Here is a 19,590-nt window from a genome sequence, read left to right as displayed (position 1 = left end):
GGCGAGGGCGGACCCGGCCGATGCGCAGGAGGCGAGACCGCCACCGACACCGGACTGTTCGCCCTGGGATTGCGATCACCGTTCTAGGCCGAACAGTCCAGGTCCTGGACAAGGGCAGGTCAGCAGCTTCCGGTAATGGCGCCGCTTCCGGAACGTGGCCGATCAGCGTTCATCTATCGGATCGTCTGGATGTCGGAGGTCGGGATAGCGACTCAGAGCTTGCCTTCGTTCCTCGGTTCCGGCCGTGTAGAACCTGGTTATCAGCTGATCGAAATGCATTCCGGCGTCCGAGAGGACGTGCACGAGTTGGTCGCCGAGAATGGTGTGGTCCCCGGCGCCTCGGAGACCGATGAAGATCTCCCACAGTCGAGTTCCCGGCGGAGGTGGTTTCGGTCGATGCTTGGCGTGAAACGCTGCGGTGCGCTCGGAGGCCAGCACAGGATTAGGGATCTGCCAGTGGCCGAAGGCTGCGAGGGTGTCGGCAAGGACTGGGTGCAGTGCGGCGACGTACTTGGAGGCGGTGGCTTCGTCCGCATAGATCTGTAACACGTTTTCGACAAGATCCCCGTCGTGAAACGGCGCAGGCGGATCCGGCCCGAGATCCCAGACGCTGCCGAAGTAGACCGGGCGGCCACCGACCGCGGGATAGTCGGTGACCGTGGATTCGACCAGACATAGCATCGGGTGCGCGTAGAGAGCGGCTAAACGCGCTTGGACCGCGAAGATGTCGAGAACTATGCCGGCGGTGCGCCGGTCCATTCCTGCGAGAGTGTCGTATCCGGCGATGGCGAGGACGGTCCCAGAGCTTGCGGGATCGCTGCCGTAGTCGAACCTGGCGACGTCGGAGAGCACGTCGTTGAACGCGTCGAGGTTGCGGCCGTAGTAAGCGGGAAAGGACATCGCCTTCGCGAAAGCGGTGTGCATGTTCGCGACGGTGGTCCATGGATGGGCGTCGATGCGGTGTACGAGGTAGCCGAGATCGGTGAGGCGGGCGCAAGCGCTGTCAAGTTGGAACGCGGTGTCATACCGGTGCACGTTGCCGTTCTGCAGAAGGCTCCAGTCGAAGCGTTGACGCTGCTCGTTGAACACCTCGCGGTCAGTCGGATCGAACACACCTCTGTGCGCCATACTCCGAGCGTAGAGGCGGGTGAGCACGCGGAACACGACCGACCACCGATCGGTGACCTGGTCATCGATTTCTGGACGCCGATACAGTCACGGGGATGGATCAAACAATGCGCGCCCATCCAGCGGGCCAGGCTGGACCTTCCGGTGGACTTTGACAGCCAGGCTGCCGCCAGCGGCGATCGGACCGACGACCTCCTCGCCAGGGCGGTGACCGAGGCCCTTGCGGCGGGCATGTCGTGGGCGCAGATCGCCGCGCAGCTCGGCGTCCTACCCCCAGTCGCCCGCGACCACGCCGCTCTGACCGATCATGACTGGCAAGAAGCGATAGTCGCCCACGAGAATGCCCGGGCAGCACGGCTCAGCGACCAGCCTGTGCCTCGGCAATCCAAGACACCCTGAGAACCCGAGAGCCTGCTAACACCACGCGCACGCCAGCCAATCCGCACGACGAACAGGTGAAACGTTGTTGTCCGCCGCCCGCCGTCCGCGGTCGTCGCGACGCGGCCGCCGGAGCCCTGCTGAGAGTGCCCGGCCAAGGCCCCACAGTGTGAACCAGGGTCGACAAGTCGTTCCTCTGTAGCGCTCTGCCCCGTTGGGGCATGCAGGGCCCAACCGCGTCAGAGTTCAGCGAGGGACACCAGTCCGTCCTGCAGCGCCCGGATCGACAAGCCGGACTTGTCGGCGACGGGGCGGCCGGCGGCAGCGCACTTCGCTCGGATCCGGATCAGGTGGGTGTTGATCGTGCCCAGACTGATTCCCAGGTCGGATGCGGCAACAGTCTTCGATTCACTACGCAGGGTCGGGCGTGGGGGCAGGAACCGAAGTCATAGCGATCTCACCTTCTCGAGCCGCAGCACTTGCCGCAGGACGCACACCGTGCGATTCGAGGCGGCACGCCACCCGGATGGGTCAAATACGTGGGCCCGCGGCATCGAGACATGTCTGTTTTGTCGGCTGTTCACCGCGGCGAACAGACCGTACCTTAAGCCGGTTTTAATGACCCGCAGGTTTTGTTCCAGGGGGCGCGTCGCTGACGCGGCCTGGTGAAATTGGTTATCGTCGGTGGCCTGTAGAACCAAAGGGGGTGCGGCGACCATGAGATCTTCGACAGTCACCGACGTGTCGACGCTGCTGATGATCGACTCGGCGTCAGCGGAGGACCGGGACGACGCCTTCTCCGTCATCCCCCTCGCCGGCGGTCGCGGGTGGGCGGTCGAGGTTCATATCGCCGGTGTCGCCGATGTCGTGGAACTGGGGTCGGTCGCTGACGAGCAGGCGTTCCTGCGCGCAGAGACGCGGTATTTGCGCAGCCGCACCATTCCGATGCTCGGCGACACTGCCGAGCAGGCTGCCACCCTGACCGCCGATTCCCAGCGGACCAGCTTGCGGATCACCGGCACTATCACCACCGACGGCCGGTTCGTCGACGTCACCGTCGGCCGCGGGGAGATTCCGTCGGGCCGGTGTGTGGCGGTCGATCACGCCGAGGTGCCCGGCATCCTGACCGACGCGGCACATCCGCTGCACCCCCAGTTGGCCGCGGCGGATGCGGCCGCGCAGGTCCTGCTGACCGCCCGCCGCGACGGCGGTGCCCTCGCGTTCTACGACCTCACCCGTGGATGGGCGAGCAACGAGGACGGGGCCATCGTGGCGATCGCCGCCGAACTGCGGACCGTCGCCTACGTCATCGTCCAAGAGCTGATGATCACGACCAACGAGGCGGTCGCCCTCTGGTGTGTGGAGCAGGGGTTGCCGATCCTGTTCCGCAATCACCGGCCCAACCCGGTCGCCGGCAGCACCGACGAGCTGATGCATGAGATCGCCGCCGCGGCCGGGGACCCGGACCTGTTCGCGAAACTGCGTGGGCGCCTGCTGTCCACGCTGCGGGCCGCGACCTACGACCGGACGGTGCACGGCCATTACGGATTACGGTTGAGCGCCTACACCCACGTCACCTCACCACTGCGGCGGGTGGCCGACCTGATCAACCAGCGGATCATCTTCGCCCACCTCGACCACTCCCCCACCCCCTACACCGGCGAGCAGCTCACTGCCCTCGGCGCCGACCTGAACCGGCGCACCCGACAGGCGCGGGAGGCGAAGAAGAACCGTTTCAAACACACCGACCAACGCATCGTGGCCCAAGAGGCCGCACGCGATCTCACCGCTCTCGATGCCCGGACCTTCCACAAGGTGCTCAAATCCGCAGCCGCCGGACCGCTTCGCAACGAGATCGCCACCGAACTCGGCCGCCGCCTCGAGGCCGATGCACTGACCGCCTCCGATGCCGCACAACTCGTCGACATCGCCGATCCTTCATGGCGCCCGATCCAACTCCGGATCGTCGACACCCTGACCACCACACACCCAGAGATGGGACCGAGCGTGGCCTCCATGCGGCGGCAAGCCCACCCCGACCAACCAGAGCCCACTCTCGACAGCCGAGCGCACGGCGCCGATCACGTGCAGCCGACTTCTGAAACTGACAACCAGTTCGTCACGGGTGGCGGTGTCCAGGTCCACCTGTATGTCGGTCACCACAGACCCATTTCTATGAGCCAGCGAAAGATCGGGTCGAAGTGCTGGACCCACGGGAACATGTAATAGAGGCTCATCACACACCACCTTCCGCAAGGTTCGGATCGGGACGGTTGGACCGGCCTTGAGAGTCACCCGCTCGTTTCACTCGGGAGATTTCGGGGCCCCAGACTGCAACTGGCGGAGCCAGCCATCGATCCGTTCGGCGACCCTCTCCCACCCCGGCTCGAGAAGCATGTGGTGCGGCATGTTCGGAAAGATCTCAGCCTTGGTGCCGTAAGCGCGCGCTGTTGCTCGCACCTCCTTGAGCGAGAAGGCATGGTCCTGATCGGCGCCGAGCACGAGCATCGGTGCTGTCACACGCTTCGGTTCTGGCAGATTGAGGACCAGCATGTCGAGCATTGCCCGGTGACTGTCCTCCTGCAATAGGGCAAAGTATCGCTCCACATCGGCATCGGGCATCTGTGCTGAAAACATGTGGTCGCGAGCCAGTTCCAGGGTGTCAACGAGACGGTACGGACTGAGTGTGAGTGATTCTGCGAGGAGTGCGCGTGGGTGCCGCCGCAGCGTTCTGAGCGTCGACCGCCAAATCCCGCCCGAAGGAGCGGACCCCAGCAGTACGCCGGCCGGAGCACTGTGGGATTCCAAGTACTTCTGCACGATGAACCCACCCATGGAGTGGCCGATGACCACCGGTCTCGATGGAAGTTCATTGGCGACCGCGGCCACGTCGTCGACGTAGTCTGCGATCGTCACCCAGCGAAGCGGCTTCGGGCTGGGACTTCCGCCGTGGCCGCGCAGGCTCACCGCGAGGGCGTGGTGGCCCTTGCTAGCGAAGAAGTCGAGGAAGTGCTCATCCCACACCATGCTGCATGCCACGTGCCGTGCACGAAGAGCAACGATGGGCCACTCCCATTGCGAGTACCCCCGTTCGACTACCTCCAGCATCGCTGACTCCTCCGCGTTCAGAGCTGGCAGTCGCACTTGTGGGTCACCAATCAGTGTGTCATTGCGCTAAGTAAGCAGGCGCCATCTAGCAGAAACCCGGCTGTACGCCGTTCTCAGCTTTCGAGGTTCGTTTTGGCCATCGCTATACCGGGCACGACCGGGGCCGATGCAGGCGAAACGGGCTGAGCGCCGTTCTGCGGTAATCGGGTCCGTTTGGCCTTCGCTATACCGGCACACCGGAGACCGGCATCATCCACGGCGAACCTGTCAGTTTCGAGAGTCGAGTGCACCGTGAGCAGGTTGGTCCTCGGATGTGCAGCGCTCTTCTGAGACGAGTTGATCAACAGAGGGCTGCACCATTTCGAGGTCGTATCGGCTGCGGTAATGCCATCACGCTATCGCCGACTCGTGTGTGCAAATACAACATGAGAGGCTGACCCCTGTGACTCCAGAGATAGGCAGCGACGAGCCGACCTTTCCTGCCGTGTATTGGTTCTTGCCGCTCGAAGACCACATGGGAGTTCCTCATGGCAGCGTCTACAAGTTCCCCACCCTGCGGTCGCCTCTTGAGCAACATGCCTTCGCCGCTGCCAATAGGGATCTCGTAAGCGCGGCACCCCAGCTCCAGCACTTGCAAAGTGTTCTATCGCTTTTCATTTGGCAAATCGAGGAGTCCGATGCGGTTCACTCCCCGCAGGACGCGGCATTCGCTGCGGCGAGGCGCGCCTTCCCCGACGGGGAGCAAGATCTGGTCAATGAGTCTCCAGGCGCCAGCCACGCACGTACGTTTACGGTCGCGGAGGTCGGTTACATCACCTACGACCACCAACAGCAACCCGACACCCAATTCGCTTGCATCCTTGAGGATGCAGTGAGACAGATCCGTCGCTTACAGCTCGCATACAGTTTCGTATCACAGTGGCCGCTCCGACTCCTGACGATCGAAACGCTACCGGCGACCGTTCCTTTTGGACGGGGGCGAATCGGTGGTGAAAAGCCAGTTCTCAATGCCGGGCTGGCACCCTATACGATCTTTCACAATTTCCGCCCATTGCTTCCCTCCCCCGTATTAGACCAGGGCGGGACTGACTCGGTGGCGATGATGCTGGACCGTGATGACGGAGTGTTCTCAGGCTTCCTTGAGTCGCACCATGATGCGGAAACCGCGTTGCTCTACCGTGGCGACGCCCGATCATCGCTACTCGCTTCGGCGACCGCCGCAGAGGTGCTGCTCGACGACTTGTTGCGCCACCTCCTCTGGGAGGATGGGATGCGTCCGGAGGACGCGGCTACGCAGGTCTTTTCGGATGTCCGGGCGACTGCTCAGCCTAGAGCTGCTCGGTACACGGCAGATCGGCTAGGCGGGCTGTGGCAAAAAGACAAAGATGGGCCCGTCAAAGAATGGCAGGAGCGGGTAGCCCGTGTCCGAGATCGGGTAATTCATGCCGGATATCTTCCAACTATCGCGGAGGCCAAGTCCGCCATCGATGCCGTGAACGATCTCCAAAAGTTCGCCTTCAAGCAGCTGCGCCGCAAGATCAACAAATATCCGCACACGGCGCTGGCTGCCATAGGCGTTCCTGTGCTTGAGAAGGAAGGACGCATTACTGTCGGGGCCAAGAGGGTGATGGAAACTGAACCGCCACAGGCGTGGATGACCCGCTTCGTTAGGTGGCGCGCTGCCTTGTCCCGGGAAATTGAGCGGAGCCGAGGGCTCGATGAACCACCTAATCCGGACCGTGCTCTACTGGTCGTCGTGGCACTGCCTGACGGCTCGATCGACTGGGTCCTGCACGACCGCGAAAGCCATCTGGCGACCTCGGTAAACCCCCTCATTGACAAACTCAGCACGGAACAACGGCAAGTTCTGCAGGTCGTTACGGCGGAGGCAGCGCAACGAAAAGAGATGCTCTCCATCGTGATCGAAATTGACAGCCCCGCTACAGTGCCACCCACAACCAACTGGGTGGAGGAGCATCGGCGGCTACCGTTGTGTGAAGTCATGGTCTCGGGAGAAGACCGATATTGACCACTTGAGTGGACTCACCTGCAGGCGCCGCTGCGGCTCGGACGCTGGCGGCAACCAGGCTCCACACCCCAACTACCAGCAATAACGCTTTAGCTGGCCGACTACCTCAAACCTAAAACCACCTGTACACCCTTCTGAGTGTTCGGCTGCCGGCCGATACCGGCATACCGGAGATCGGCGCCCTGCAGCGAAGCTGAGGCAGGCGGACTCGAAATGTTCGATCGACTCGCCAACCTCGCTGTCATTCGATCCAGACCATGTTGAGGAGAAGGGAACGCCCTGAGTGCCGTTCTGCGGTTACCAGGGTCCGTTTTGGCCTTCGCTGTACCGGAACACCCGAGGACAGCGCTCCACGGCGAACCTGTGGCTGGTGAATCGGCCGCGACCCGTTCGGTATAGATGTTCGGTTGAAAATTCCGGTATGACGCGCTGGATAATGAACGACGTGAGATGTCGGTCCATCCGAAAATACTGCGAAACCGGCACCGATTCCCGACGCCAGAAGACCTGAAAGTCGGATACGCGCGGTGCTCGACCGCGAAACCGGACGTCGCCGGCCAAGCCCCTGACTCGGCGTAGCAGACCCGCTCCAGCTCCTGCCGCGACAGCGCACCGAACCGGCGGTAGCCACCATCAGCGCGGTGTTACGGAACATCTGACCGTGGGCGCCCCAATGACGTTGCGCATTATTGCCTCACGGTGACCGTCGGGCAGGGGCCGGAGGACCGGGACCAGATCCGTGGCGCGATAAGTTCTCTCGTGTGAGCTCGGTCAGGGCTTGCCTGCATCGAGGATGTCGAGTTGGACGCGGTTGTGGTGGCTGATTTCCCACCGGTCGGTTTCGAGGTCGTGAAGGAGGTCGCGGCATTGCTCATCGGTGCTCACGTCCGCGCTTTGCCCGTTGACCGGGCCGCGGATTCCGTTCCGCCAGTCGATGACCGTGTAGACGAGCTCACCTGTGGTGGCGAAGTCGCGTTGGCGGGTGCAGAGGACGAAGTGCTCCGAGAGTGCGCGGACGGTGTAGGGGCGGCGGGGTTCGATGCCGAAGCGGATGCGGGCGCCGGGGTCGAGTGGGATCGGGGTGGTGGGTGATCCCTTGGCGTTCATCAGGGTCACCGCGCACCTCCGGCTGCGAACCTGCCTTCGGAGAGTGCCGTCCGCTGATTGTCGGCGAGCGTGTCGCGGTCGATGGCGCCGCGGCCCAACCTCTCTGGCCGGAGTCCGACGTGGAAGCGGTCGCCGCCCCCTTCTTGGTGTGGGCAGGGGTAGATCGACAGGCCCTGACGCTTTTCGTGATGGGTGCGTGCTGCGCGGGCATCCCTGCGTGTGAAGTAGGTGCGTTTGTCGCAGTGCGGGCAGGTCACCCAACAGGAGGTGGGGCGGTGTACTCGAGCGGCCAATTTTCCGGTGCTCCTCTTCGACTTCGGACGCGGTCGGATCGTCAGACGGCGCGGTCGATCTGCAGGTTCAGCCAATCCGAGACCCACTGGATGGCGGTGCGGCCGGCGTTGTCGACGACCAGGTTCTGGTAGCTCTGGTGTGCACCGGAGGCGAAGAAGCTGGCCGCGGTCAGGCCCTCCCCGACGACCGCGGCGAGATCCTCGGCCCCCTGCGACTGCGCCATCGTCGACACCGACCCGGCGAGTCCTGCGAGGTCGAGGGTCTGCGCCTGCGTGGTGATCGCGTTCCCCACGGGATCGGTCTGCTTGCCGAGCAGCGCGGGGTCGGTCTTGCTGGCTGTGCCGGTGAGCATGTTCGCGGCCACCGAGGCGAGGTCGAGGCCGAGTGGGATCAACGCCGTGGTCTGCGCCGCAGCACCGACCGGGTCGGGCAGTACCCCGGGCGGGGGAAAGAGCTTGTCCGCGGCGGCCCACGCAATTTCCTGGGCTTGACCGGCGATGTTGGCCAGCTTGATCACGTCGACGTTGCCGAGAATGCTGGTGACCAACGCTGCGATCTGGGTGTACCCGGACGGGTCCGGGATGATCGCGAGGATCTGGGAGACCCACTTCAAGTCGACACCGGCGACCATCTTCACCAGCGGCTCGAACTGCACGTTCAGCTCTCGGGCGGTATCGCGGGCGGCGCGGACATCGCCGGCGGCGATCTTCTGCGGGAGCACGATCAGGTTGTGCAGGATCTTCGGAATATCGAGGGCAGTGACGCCGGTGACGACGTTCAGTGCCTGGTCGACGACGACCTTCGGTTTGAGGACCGACAGCACGCTCGACGCGGAGGAGAGGGCATCTGCCGGGGTGGCGGCGACGGGTGCGATTTGGCTACCGAGTGATGCGGCGGTGCCCGCGAGTTGAGAGATTTCGGCAGCGGTGGCGGGCAGGGTGGTGGCGCCATTATTGGCGAGTTTGGCTGCGGTGTTCGCGATCGTGGCCACCGAGTCGAGTGCACCGGCCAGGTCCGCGTGGCTGGCTGTGGTGAGGACCTGTGCGGCCGCGTTTTCCGGTGTGCCCACTGGGGCTGCGGCCAGCCGCGCGGTGGCGGCGGTGTTCGCGGCGCCGGACTGCAGCAGGTCGGCCAGTGGGCTGAGTGTCTTGCTCAGCGAGGTCGCGGTGTCGGCGATCTGGTTTACATCGATCGAGCCGCCGGTGTCGCTGCCGGACAGTTGCCTTCCGAGCGCGTCGACAGTCGATCCGAGACCGGGCAGGTCTGCGTCGGTGAAATCCGAGGTCAGCGCGGTGGCGACCGCCGCGTCACCTCCACCGGTACTGGCACCGGTGTCGCCGGGGGTCTTCGACAGGATCGACCCGAGCGATCCGAGGAACGGGTTGGCGCCCTTGCGGATCGAGCAGTACAGGTCGTTCGGATCGCAGATCGAGGCGACCCGCCCCGACAGCGTGCCCATGCCCTGCGACCGGGGACCGGCGATCCCCTCCCCGGAGGTCGTCGGCCCCACCGTCGCGGCGCCCTTCGTGCCGGCACCGGGATCGGCGATCAGCGCCACACCGAGGACCTGGTCCGCATCGACCGGCCCCTGATCGTTTCCGATCGCCGACGCGAGATCGCCTGCAGCGTCTGCACCCTGGGAGTATCCGGTGATCGTGATCTTCGCGCCCCGACACTTGTCGGCGTAGGACTTCAACACGGCGGTGGCCTTGCTGACCGCGTCGGTCTTGCTGTCGGCGTAGGTGTGGCCGTTGTCGAACGCGCGCGCCATGTATGGCAGCGTATATATCTGTGCGCGGGCGCCATTCTGTGCCTCGATTGCCGCCGCGACCGGGGCGAGCATGCCTACGGGTTGGTTCGGGTCTGCGTTCTCGTTGGTCTCCCACGTGCCGGGGATGAGCAGGTTGAAGGTCGCCGCACAGTTGGTCGGGGCGGCGTTGGCGATCTCGGGTGCGGTAAGAGCGACGCCGACGACGACGGTCGCAGTGGCGATCAGTGCGACCGTGCGACGGGTTCTCGAACGTCTGGCGGGCATTGGTACCTCGATTACCGGAAGGGACACTGATGCCTACATTCACCCATTTCGGTGTTTCCCCTCAACGGGGTGTCGGGGTGCCCCCGCTCCCTTTTAGGGCGCTGACCGGCGAGAATGGGTCGGAGTGGGGGGTTTTCACGTGCGATGCGACAAGGGCCACCCGACCCGTGCCGCGGCGGGCTGGTGGGGGGTTCCCAGCGTTTTAGATCCAGTCGATGTGGACGGAGTCGATGTGGTCGAAGTGGAATCCGAACTGGTCGCTGTACTTGTCGAAGCCCTTGTTCTCCGGGTAGTCGAGGGTGGCGTGCCGCTCGAGCAACGCGACGACGCGGGCGTGATCGTCATTCGCCAGCGCGGCGGCCAGTTCACGGGACTCTTCACTTGTGAACGGGGTGTCCGAGTTCGCGAAATCCAGGGTGCGGACCCGGTAGTCGTAGCCCTCGTCGGCACCGTTGCGGACCATGACGCCACCCTTGACCCGGATGACCGCTCTTTTCGGGGTTCCGTCCGGGCGCAACACTCCGGCGCGTTTCATGATGTCCTGCGCCTTGACGTTGCGGAGTTTCTTGCTGGCGTCGGCACGCAACTCGTTCGTTTCCCCGGACCGGTACCGGGAGACCGCGGAGCGGGACCGGCCGATCTTGGCGGCCACGGCGTCGACGCCGCCGAGGCGTTCGATCGCCGCACGCCGCTGCGCACGCTCGAGAACATCCGGGTGTGGGATCCGGCCCTGCTGCGCCCACCGGCGCAACGTACGAGCCGACGGCGGTGTGCGGCCGGCATCGATCGCCGCCTGACGCAGGCCCTCGTTGCCGAGCTCCGTGCGCAGCTGTTTGACCGAGACCTTGCTGGTCAGCCCTGCCAGCCCCCCGCTCTTGACCTGCTTCGACTTCTCCACACCACTGGTGGCGGCGGTGGCGACGGAGACCTTGAGGCCGTCGAGGCCGACCGCCTCCTGTGCCGGCTTCTTGGTGCGCGGCTTCGGGAGATGCAGGGCCATCAGTCGTCTTCTTCCTCGGCGAACGCCGCCTTGATCGCGAGGTTCACGTCGTGAACGTCCTCCACCGAGGTGAAGGCGGACAGGAGGGTGTCGGTGAGGACGACGTCCTTTTCGACCGACATCTTCCCCAGCGCCTCGCTTGCGTCGGCGATGTCCTCACCGTCAGCGAGGAGGTACACCCAGGAGTCGGTGACGGTGCGGACCGGCCAACGATTGTGTTCGCGGGCGATCCGCATCGCGACGCGGCGGCCGCGCCACCGGCAGTGCGCGATGATCGCCGCGCGCCAGAGCGGTTGGTGGTGATGTTGCATCTGCTTCGCAGTCCACATGTCCGGGTTGACCATTCGCCCGATGTAGCCCTTGTAGCAGGTGCCGAGGAACCGTTTCGTCGCGTCATCGTCGGTGTCCACCGCGGCCTTGCGGGCCTCGCGCAGGATCTTCGCCCACTTGTCCAGCGCCCGGCCCTGCTGTGGGTAGACCCAGGCCTCGGTGATGTCGAGGTCGTCGAGTTCGGCGCCGATTCCTCCGTCTGCCACGGGTGAGCACAGCCCGTCGAGGCTGACCGTGGTCACCCAGGTCTGCACCGGTTGGTCCGCGAGCATGTGGGGGTGCGGCAGAGGTAGCTTCTCGGGCAGCGACAGTGTCTGTCCAGCGGGCAGGGTGATTCGCCACAGCCCGAACGGTGCACCCTTGTCCCCCACCGCCGCAGTGGCCGCCGCGTCCCCGGTCAGGTGGGTGGGTTGCCCGTAGCCGAATTCGAGCATGCCCGCGGAGGCGAGGTAGGCGGCGCGTTGGTCGATCGAGACCAACCGGCTCGTCCCGTCGAGATCCTGCGCGTCGGGGACGCGTGTCCAGCCGACCGCAGGTTCGAGATCTCCCCGCGGCGGGCCGTCGAGGGGTGGGACCGAGCCGGGTGTGGTGACGACGATGCCTTTGCCGCTGCGGGTGCGTTCACGCTTGATCTTGTCGACGAGGGCGGCGCCGGTCCGCGCCGGCGTCGGTCCCGGGAGCACCCCCAGGTGCTGGGCGCACCAGGCCAGCCGGCGGCCGAGTTCCCGTGCTGCCGGGAGGTCGTCGTCCGGGAGATACGTTCCGGCCGTGGGTGAGCCGAGGATGCCCATGTCGCCGACCCGGTTGTGCCAACCGAAGTCCTTGTTCCAGTAGGTCCACACGTATGGTTCGATCACTACATCGACCATGGAGGTGAAGTTCCCGATCGAGCGGGACAGGTGCACCACGTGCCCGGGGTCGCCGCGGAGTTCCCAGCCGGCGTTCAGCAGTGGGGTGAGGGTGGCGTGGAGGACGGCGGTCAGTTCTTGGGCGGCGCGGTTGCGGAGGGCTTCCATGTCGTCGACGTCGTCTTCGCTGCCCGGGTCGATGATCCACCCGAGCAGCTCGCACGCACCCTGTCCGACGATCCAGATCTGTGCGGGGGCTCCCAATGGTGTCAGCGCGGCCCAGCGGATCAGTTTGTCCAGCTTCTCGACCGAGTCGACCGGGCCGGGCAACTCCCGCCCGGACGGCGTGTACGTCCCGTCCGCGGTCACGATCAACGCATGACCATCGGCCTCCTCACTGGCGGGCAACCCCTCCCACACCGGTGTACGGGCTGTTGCCGTCGGCTCGATCTCCGATGCGGGGAGATCCAGGGCATCAGTGGGCGTCGTAGGTTCCGCCGTGGCGGCTTCTGACGTAGCTGTTTCCGCCGGTGCGATTTCGGTGGGCTCGTCATCGCCGTCCACCGCGTCGTCGGCCACCTCTTCGCTGTCCACCTCGGGAGACGGCGGGGTCGGGGCGTTGTCGGCTTCGGCGACATCCGACTGCTCGGACGATTCAGGGTGTTCAGCAACGGCTGGCTCCGAGCCCGCCTGATCGGCTGCGACGAAGTCACCAGCATCGACCGAGGCAGAGTCGTCGTCGGGGACAACGTCATCGGGGGAAGCGGGAGACGCCGTCAGGGTCACCTCGGGCAGTCCGAACAGAGGAATCTGCTCCCACGGACCGCTCATGACTGCTGCTCGGCGATCCGGCCGTCATGATCTGCAGGAGGGACGCTGTAGCGATCGAAGAACTCCTGCAGGGCCACGTCCACGACGTTGGTCACCGTGGATTGGCGATTGTTCACCAGCCAGGTCAACCGGGCCTCCGTCGAGGCCAGTACCCGGGTGTTGAGCGGAACCTTCGTCGGTCCCTTTCGCGGTTCCAACTTCGCCGTTAACTCCGGACTCGGCGTTCCCGTGCCACCGAGGTCTCCGGCACCAGGACCGCGCTTCCCCGCCCCCGCGGCACGTCCGCGTCCGCTCCCGGTCGGTCGGCGGGCACCGCCGCCGGAACTCCCCACCTTCGCCATACCCACCCACTTATTGTTCCGAGTGCCGCCCGTGAAGTTCCGCGGAGGTCACACTACCCACTACATGCCTTCTTGCACGTATCTTCGCTTTGCAAGTTTGCATGCATATTTGCGTGGACCACTGGTTGCGGACTGCACAACGGGTAATCCGAGGACGGCGCAACAGAGTTAGACCGTGGATGCGTATCCGATGGTGCGTGCGGCGGTGCGGAGGATCGGCCGCACGCGCGGGTGATCGAGTGGTCGAGTGAACTCGGGGTCGGCGGGAAACGAGTCGGCGGCGGGGTTCCACAGGACGACGTTCGGACGGCCGGTCATGGTGGACGATACGTACAGACCGTCGTGATGCGGCCATGCCAGGTGGATGTCGTGTGCCCAGGTGCGGCACACGGTACGCGGTCCGTGCAGCAGTGCGTACGAGGCTTGGTGACGTACCAGCCAGGTTTCGGTGAGATTCAGCAAATTCAGGGGACGGGTCGGGCGCCACCCTGTCAGGGCAGGCGCCCCGATCGTGGTGTCGATCGTTCGTGTCGCCTGGTACACCTCGGCCAGCGCGGTGGCGACATCGCAGGCGGCGTAAAGGACTCCGATGGTGGTCGCTGCCGCGGCGGGGCCGGGGTGCGGGTCGTAGCGCATGGACGCGATCGGCCCGTAGGTGCGCAGAGTCCGCCAGGACACCACGTGTGGACCGGTGGTGCGGTGGATCCGCCACAGCACATCGTCGTAGGCCAGGATGTCCTCCGGATTCACGGTGAGCGGCGTCCGCGGTGCCCGCGGAGTCTTCGGGTGCCGACCGCTCACCAGGTGTCGAGGGATTCCAGGAGCGCGGCCACCGGTGCGGGGTCCGCCGCGGCAGCGAGATGCTCGAGCGGGGTCCGGTCGCCGAGGTCGGGTTGCGGGGTGTGCATGAGCGCGGCGACCGACACGGGGTTGGCGGTCGAGGGGATGGCCGCCACGACAGCGCTGAGTCCCGGCAAGACATCGTCACCGACGAACTGCCATCGTGGGATGCGGCGGTGCCCGTGCAGATCGAACGCCCACAGCGTGCGCGCGGTGAGCCGCCGGGACACCACCGACCTGTCGATGCCGAGCAGCGCCGCTGCCTCCTTGACGTCCAGCGAATCCGCGAGCGCCGTCACGGTGTGCCGCGCGATCTCCACCGCGCGAGCGCGGATCTCGGCCACCGGCGACCACTGGTCGAGGACTTCGCCGACGCCCTCGCCGGCGTGCGCGCGGAGGAACTCGATCTCTCCGGCCGACAACGTCTCCGACGCGGCGGGTACCGCGGTGAGTGCAGCGTCGAGTTCGCGAAGCATCTCACGGGCGGAGAGGTCGACGTGATGCTTGGCCAGCAGCGCGTCGAGCGAATCCACCCTCTCCACCGACCTCATATGCACATCCTAGCTCCCTTGTGCAGTGTTGTGCACGTTGGGTCGCCGGGCGCCTGATTCCGGCTTCCGGGCCACCAGGTCGCACGCTGCTGACAGCCCAGCCGCTGCGCATCGGTGCCGACTCCCCGTCGCAGGCGGCCGCAACGACCGCTCCGATCTACCTCGTCGGTGGTGACCCACGGCGTTCAGACCCAGGCGACGTGCGGATCCACACCGGCCGCCTCGGCGATAGCAAGCTTCACCCGCGCCCGTTGCTCGAGCGCAGCGTGGCCCATCTCGCCGGGTCGGCGCCCAGGTCGATGACGGACGCCGTTCCGTAGTTGTCGACCCCGCCGGTCAGGGTCCCACGCACAATCTGAGAGATCAGCGGTGTGCCGTGCGTTGCACAACACGCACCCCAACTATGACGCTAGCTAGCATAGCGACGTTAGCTATCGTCGCCGTGCGGCTACGGTCGCGGCCTTTTCGGCGCACGATCGATAGTGCCGCACCGGTCCGATCTGAGCCCTGTGCGCAGCCACCACCGCACATGATGGCGATCCGCGGCTGGCCATCTGGTCGCCGGCGAAAAGTGGACAACCGACCAGGCTCGGGCAGTTACGTCACCGTCATGAAATTGTGCCTGCTCTCCCCTGCCGGAAGAGACGCACGATATGGGTTCGCCAACCGTTCAGCCACGGAACGCACCCGCGTCGATACCCGCACTTGATGTGCCCCGCGGCACCGTCGAACGACTTGAGCCGCCGCGATGGCATTTGGCGGGACCCGCACTCGACTTTCGCGGCGCGATCGATCGCGGTTACCCGTCGGGATCGATCACCACCCATCTACTCGCCCGCTTCGGGATCGAGTAGCGGGGTATGTGCGCCTGCGGCGGGCTGCAGCTCGCCGGATACACGTTGCTGCATCGCGCGGGGGTGTTGTTCCTTCGCGGCGATGGCAGTCTCGACACGGCAGCGCAGGTTTTCGTCGTCCAGGCGTGGATTGTCGAACCCGGTCACCACCGCCAGCTCGGTTCCGATGCGGATGTGGGCAGACTTATTGACCACCGATCCGTCGACACGGCAAGCCAGGTCGCGCCCAGCGGCGATGACCTGAGCCATGGCGTCATCGCGATCGGACGCTTCCCCTGCGCGCACCGATGTCCGCTGCGTCTCCAGATCCAAAAACGACACGAACCACTCCACAACCGCTCCCTCATCCACTCTTCTCGAGTGAACTGTATGGGTCACCGGCCTCCAGAATGCAACGCAGCGCCCGCCCACCTGCAATGCGCAGATGATCGCCTGCGTTGTGATGATGGTGTTGCATCCGCATTGCGGTCCACACGCCCGATTGCCTGTTGCATCCGAATCGGGCGCCCGCGTTGCAAACCTCACACTGTCGGCGTTGCGTTTCCGCAACCAGGCGTTGCGTTGCCAACCTCATCTGGTAGGTCTGCAACGTCGGGCTGTGTTGCGGTCAGAGGCGCTGGCTGTTGCGGAGGTTCGGAATTTGCTGGGTGGGGCACGCCTCGTTCTGTTGGTCGGGTCGTCTCCCCGGTCGAGCCGAGGAGAGTACGAACTGGCCGTCGCCGCGTTGCCAGGGCGGGTGATCACGGTGCCCCGACCAATGTGTACTGCGGATCGAGCGTTGCCGCATTGCGTCCGTCCGCCATCTCCTCGAGCTCCGGCAACGGGGGCGTCCGAAACCCGGCGTCGACCGCGCGTTGCGCAACCTTGTCGAATCGGCGCATTGCGGTGCTTGCGGCCTTGGCCCGCGTGAGCGTGGCGATTTCCGCGTAACTGTGCTGTTCGATGATTCGCAGTCGGGCCGTCTCTTTCACTACAGGCTCGAAGTCGGCGCACGTGTCGATGAAGTCGAGGAGGTTCTCGATGGTCTGGGCCTCGTCCGGCAACACGAATGGCTCTTGCGAGTCCTCCTGCGCATTGCCGACCATCAGGGCATCGGCATTGCGCTTGTCCAGTGCGCTGGGCGCAACGTGCTCCTCGGTGAGGGTCGCAACGTCGGTGACGTCATCTGGGTTCGCCTCGGTTGGTTGCGCGGCATCCGCAACGCCAGTGTGATTCTCGGGTCCGGGCGCGGCGGCTTCACGGCTGTCGTCGGGTGCCGAGGAGTCGTCTGCCGTTGCAGCGTCGGCGAACTGCGCAACGGCCTGAGCAATGCGCGACGCAACGTTCGGGTCCTGTGCAACGTTGCGGTCCTGCGCAACGTTGCCGTCCTGCGCAACGGCCTGAGCAATGCGCGACGCAACGTTCGGGTCCTGTGCAACGTCGAAGTCGCGTGCAACATCGGGATCCGGCGCAATGCTCGGGGCAACGAGGGCCGCAATATGGCCGACGTTCCGTTCGGATGCCGGCATCGACTCAGCCGCCATCGTCGGGTAATCGGTCGTGATGTCCTCACCGTCCCGCTGTTCGCGGTCGCGGGTGTCTCGGACGACCGCGGTGTACTCGGTGTGGGCGGTGCCGATGGCTTTGATGAGGATTCCGACGCCGTGGGTGAAAGCCAAGACCAAAAGTGGCGGAATGACTGCAATGAGGGAGGCGCCGGTTGGAGTCAGTGGGGTGTATCCCAGGTCGATGCCCGCTGCAACTCTGCGCGCAGCTGCTTCCCCGGCGCGGTAGGCGTGGTAGGCGTTGCCGAAGACGCTGATGAAGACGACGACCACCGCGAGCCAGAGGAAGAAATGCTTCCCCGTTGCGCTGCCGTTGATTTTGCTTAGCGCAACGATGGCGATCGTTGCGCCGAGGATTGCGCCGTCAACGATGGCGGGGAAGATCCAGGTGAGGTAGTGCGGTATTCCGGCCTGCAATGCGAGGTCGCGTTGCACGGCGAATGAGAGTACGAACGCTCCGGTGGTGATGCCGACCGCAATAGCGATCGCAACGATTAGGGCGGCAATCAGGGCGCGGAGCTGGATTCGTGCTGCTCGGATACTAAGGTCGTTCATGATCGGGGTTTCCTTCCACGGGGTCCCGGTCCACGAGGCCCCCGCCGGCGCAATCGGCGGGGGCCTCCTTATGTTGGTGCGGCCAGTGCGTTGCGGTGGGCCTACCACGAGCGCCCACCTAACCCTGCTAGCTAGTGTCGCTATCGGTGCTAGCAGCCGTTTTTGGTCAGGTATTCGATGAGCGCGGCGTCGGTGACCGACGAGATGGTGATGCTCCGATCCCCGGTCTCGTAGCGCAGCTTGTCCACACCGCGCGTCAGGCGCGCCTTGGTCGAGGGCCGCAACCGCACGTTATGTTGTTCGCTGAGCTTCTCAACAGGCGATGCCGCCTCGGGCGCAGGAGACAAGACCGGCGAGATGGGCACGTCGGCGACAGACCTGATGGTCGATTCGGCCGGAAGTTGCGTCGGCTGCTCATCGACGGTGGCCGGGGTGGGGTCTTTGACGACCCGAGGGCGCTCAGGAAGATCTGCAGCGGGATGCGCCGGCCTGCGGATAGCGGGTTCACGTTGGACGCTCATACGGTCGCTCCTGCGGTCTTGATGGGTAGTTCGTTGAGAAGGTCGGTGTAGGCAAGCTGCAATGACAGCGATTTCCCGCCCGTGAACTTGTGGATCGGGGTACGCGCGCTGTGTGCGTCCTGCCGCGTGGCGTATTCCGGGATGGTGGTGCGCGCGACGAGGTCGCCGTAGACCTCGCGCAGTTCGCTCTCCCGGAATCGGTGTTCGCCTGTCCCCCGCTGTCGGCTGAGGACGATCTTGTCGATCGCCAGGTTCGGGTTGGGGCGTCGCTGGACGTTCTCGACGGTTTCGAAGAGCTTGGTGACGCCTTGAACGCTGTCGATGGTGGGCTCGGTCACTGCGATGACCCCGTCCACTGCACAGAAGACGGCGAAGAGGAGTTTGCCGAGCGACGGTGGGCAGTCGAAGAGGACTGCGTCGTAGGCGGAGAGGTCGAGGCCCTCGAAGGCGATGTCGAGGCGGAAGATGAGGTCGTTGGCCCCATCCGACTCGATGTTCGCGAGCGTCTGGTCGGCCGGGATCAGATCGACGCCGTCCCATGGGGTGGCAATGACCGCGTCGATCGCCGTGCCCGACTCGGTTCGGCTCATCAGGTCGTAGGTTGTCAGCATCTCGTCGGTGATGCTGACGCCCACGCCGTTGGTGGCGTTGCCCTGGGGGTCGACGTCGACAATGAGGACGTGTCCGCCGGCGTTGCTTATTGCGCTCGCGAGACCGAGGGTCGTGGCAGTCTTGCCCACTCCCCCCTTCTGATTGCAGATCGCGCATTTGCGTGTCATGACTTGGTTTCCGTTCCGTCGAGGCCAGGAGACTTCCAGATGCGCGCGATGAGCGTTAGTGCAACTCCGCACGCTCGCGTAGGGAGCATAGCCAGGCTTGGCTTCTGAGCTAGCTCGACACGCCGAGCAACGCTAGCGCTCTTTGCTAGGTGATCTAGCGTGCATAGCTTAAATAATTTCTCTAGCTTGGCTTTCGTAGCGATCGGCGCTGCTGACGCAGACATAGCTATGGCCTCTATAGTTGCGATCCTATCTACGGTCTCTGTAATCGCTTTGTTCGCAACAGTTGCTGCACTAGGTTTCATATCGACGTTAGATACGACTGCGGGTATAGCGATGGCAGCAACGATCTATAGTTGCACTTCTCTAGCAAGCATCGCGCTCGTAGTTCTGTTCGCACTCATAACTCTGCAAGCGACCCTACGACCCCTAGACTGCGTAGCCATCCTAGTAAGGATGGGCAGGATAGACAGGCGAGCCATCATAGACGTGCAAGCGTCTATAGAACGCGGCGCTA

At 64.8% G+C, this 19,590-nt stretch carries 15 protein-coding genes and 1 pseudogene; 3 read left to right on the top strand and 13 right to left on the bottom strand.

Features of this window, described 5'->3' with window-relative positions; genetic code table 11:
• Window positions 1-162: 162 nt before the first annotated feature.
• Window positions 163-1,113, bottom strand: coding sequence for a barstar family protein (locus tag ACLIVD_RS41535; protein ID WP_491933593.1), 951 nt, complete (start codon window positions 1,111-1,113; stop codon window positions 163-165).
• A 159-nt stretch (window positions 1,114-1,272) separates the two neighbouring features.
• Here ACLIVD_RS41535 and ACLIVD_RS41530 point away from each other — a divergent pair, with 159 nt between their 5' ends.
• The gene (locus tag ACLIVD_RS41530) at window positions 1,273-1,527 is read left to right on the top strand and encodes a hypothetical protein (protein ID WP_491933592.1); all 255 of its coding nucleotides are present in this window, start codon (window positions 1,273-1,275) and stop codon (window positions 1,525-1,527) included.
• A 696-nt stretch (window positions 1,528-2,223) separates the two neighbouring features.
• A pseudogene (locus tag ACLIVD_RS41525) lies at window positions 2,224-3,591 on the top strand (RNB domain-containing ribonuclease); the annotation flags it as partial.
• Between the two features lie 219 nt (window positions 3,592-3,810).
• On the opposite strand, the gene ACLIVD_RS41520 reads toward ACLIVD_RS41525, so the two are convergent.
• A complete protein-coding gene (locus ACLIVD_RS41520) occupies window positions 3,811-4,614 on the bottom strand; it encodes an alpha/beta hydrolase (protein ID WP_491933591.1) in 804 nt (267 codons plus the stop codon).
• A 442-nt stretch (window positions 4,615-5,056) separates the two neighbouring features.
• Here ACLIVD_RS41520 and ACLIVD_RS41515 point away from each other — a divergent pair, with 442 nt between their 5' ends.
• Window positions 5,057-6,643, top strand: coding sequence for a hypothetical protein (locus ACLIVD_RS41515; protein ID WP_491933590.1), 1,587 nt, complete (start codon window positions 5,057-5,059; stop codon window positions 6,641-6,643).
• 771 nt (window positions 6,644-7,414) lie between these two features.
• Here the strand turns inward: ACLIVD_RS41515 and ACLIVD_RS41510 are convergent.
• The 11 genes from ACLIVD_RS41510 to ACLIVD_RS41460 form a co-directional block, all read right to left on the bottom strand.
• Window positions 7,415-7,750 (bottom strand): hypothetical protein, encoded by a 336-nt coding sequence (locus ACLIVD_RS41510; RefSeq protein WP_491933589.1) that lies wholly within the window; start codon window positions 7,748-7,750, stop codon window positions 7,415-7,417.
• Window positions 7,751-8,084: 334 nt separating this feature from the next.
• On the bottom strand, window positions 8,085-10,079 hold the full coding sequence (locus tag ACLIVD_RS41505; RefSeq protein WP_491933588.1) for a cutinase family protein: 1,995 nt from the start codon (window positions 10,077-10,079) through the stop codon (window positions 8,085-8,087).
• A gap of 202 nt (window positions 10,080-10,281) precedes the next feature.
• On the bottom strand, window positions 10,282-11,079 hold the full coding sequence (locus tag ACLIVD_RS41500; protein WP_491933587.1) for a hypothetical protein: 798 nt from the start codon (window positions 11,077-11,079) through the stop codon (window positions 10,282-10,284).
• Window positions 11,079-13,088, bottom strand: coding sequence for a hypothetical protein (locus tag ACLIVD_RS41495; protein WP_491933586.1), 2,010 nt, complete (start codon window positions 13,086-13,088; stop codon window positions 11,079-11,081). Before ACLIVD_RS41495 ends, ACLIVD_RS41500 begins: the two co-directional genes overlap by 1 nt.
• Window positions 13,085-13,216, bottom strand: coding sequence for a hypothetical protein (locus ACLIVD_RS41490; protein ID WP_491933585.1), 132 nt, complete (start codon window positions 13,214-13,216; stop codon window positions 13,085-13,087). The genes ACLIVD_RS41495 and ACLIVD_RS41490 overlap by 4 nt, the downstream gene beginning before the upstream one ends.
• A 381-nt stretch (window positions 13,217-13,597) precedes the next feature.
• Window positions 13,598-14,230, bottom strand: a complete 633-nt coding sequence (locus ACLIVD_RS41485; protein ID WP_491933584.1) for an RES family NAD+ phosphorylase — start codon at window positions 14,228-14,230, stop codon at window positions 13,598-13,600.
• Window positions 14,227-14,820 (bottom strand): helix-turn-helix domain-containing protein, encoded by a 594-nt coding sequence (locus tag ACLIVD_RS41480; protein ID WP_491933583.1) that lies wholly within the window; start codon window positions 14,818-14,820, stop codon window positions 14,227-14,229. The genes ACLIVD_RS41485 and ACLIVD_RS41480 overlap by 4 nt, the downstream gene beginning before the upstream one ends.
• 827 nt (window positions 14,821-15,647) lie before the next feature.
• The gene (locus ACLIVD_RS41475; protein WP_491933582.1) at window positions 15,648-16,007 is read right to left on the bottom strand and encodes a hypothetical protein; all 360 of its coding nucleotides are present in this window, start codon (window positions 16,005-16,007) and stop codon (window positions 15,648-15,650) included.
• A 407-nt stretch (window positions 16,008-16,414) separates the two neighbouring features.
• Entirely contained in the window at window positions 16,415-17,773 is a 1,359-nt protein-coding gene (locus ACLIVD_RS41470; RefSeq protein WP_491933581.1) for a DUF2637 domain-containing protein, read from the bottom strand.
• 149 nt (window positions 17,774-17,922) lie between these two features.
• Window positions 17,923-18,294 carry a hypothetical protein gene (locus ACLIVD_RS41465; RefSeq protein WP_491933580.1) on the bottom strand — a complete coding sequence of 124 codons (372 nt, stop codon included), beginning with the start codon at window positions 18,292-18,294 and terminating at the stop codon, window positions 17,923-17,925.
• Window positions 18,291-19,073, bottom strand: a complete 783-nt coding sequence (locus tag ACLIVD_RS41460) for a ParA family protein (protein ID WP_491933579.1) — start codon at window positions 19,071-19,073, stop codon at window positions 18,291-18,293. The genes ACLIVD_RS41465 and ACLIVD_RS41460 overlap by 4 nt, the downstream gene beginning before the upstream one ends.
• Between the last annotated feature and the right edge of the window lie 517 nt (window positions 19,074-19,590).

The sequence above is a fragment of the Rhodococcus sp. G6(2025) genome (genome assembly GCF_058628105.1).
The sequence above is the reverse complement of the archived record's forward strand: the minus strand, read 5'-3'. Positions and strand labels throughout refer to the sequence as shown.

Coding starts and splice junctions, on each gene's coding strand:
- ACLIVD_RS41520 (WP_491933591.1), bottom strand. CDS start 4,614: ATGCTGGAGGTAGTCGAACGGGGGTACTCGCAATGGGAGTGGCCCATC.
- ACLIVD_RS41510 (WP_491933589.1), bottom strand. CDS start 7,750: ATGAACGCCAAGGGATCACCCACCACCCCGATCCCACTCGACCCCGGC.
- ACLIVD_RS41505 (WP_491933588.1), bottom strand. CDS start 10,079: ATGCCCGCCAGACGTTCGAGAACCCGTCGCACGGTCGCACTGATCGCC.
- ACLIVD_RS41500 (WP_491933587.1), bottom strand. CDS start 11,079: ATGGCCCTGCATCTCCCGAAGCCGCGCACCAAGAAGCCGGCACAGGAG.
- ACLIVD_RS41495 (WP_491933586.1), bottom strand. CDS start 13,088: ATGAGCGGTCCGTGGGAGCAGATTCCTCTGTTCGGACTGCCCGAGGTG.
- ACLIVD_RS41480 (WP_491933583.1), bottom strand. CDS start 14,820: ATGAGGTCGGTGGAGAGGGTGGATTCGCTCGACGCGCTGCTGGCCAAG.
- ACLIVD_RS41470 (WP_491933581.1), bottom strand. CDS start 17,773: ATGAACGACCTTAGTATCCGAGCAGCACGAATCCAGCTCCGCGCCCTG.
- ACLIVD_RS41465 (WP_491933580.1), bottom strand. CDS start 18,294: ATGAGCGTCCAACGTGAACCCGCTATCCGCAGGCCGGCGCATCCCGCT.
- ACLIVD_RS41460 (WP_491933579.1), bottom strand. CDS start 19,073: ATGACACGCAAATGCGCGATCTGCAATCAGAAGGGGGGAGTGGGCAAG.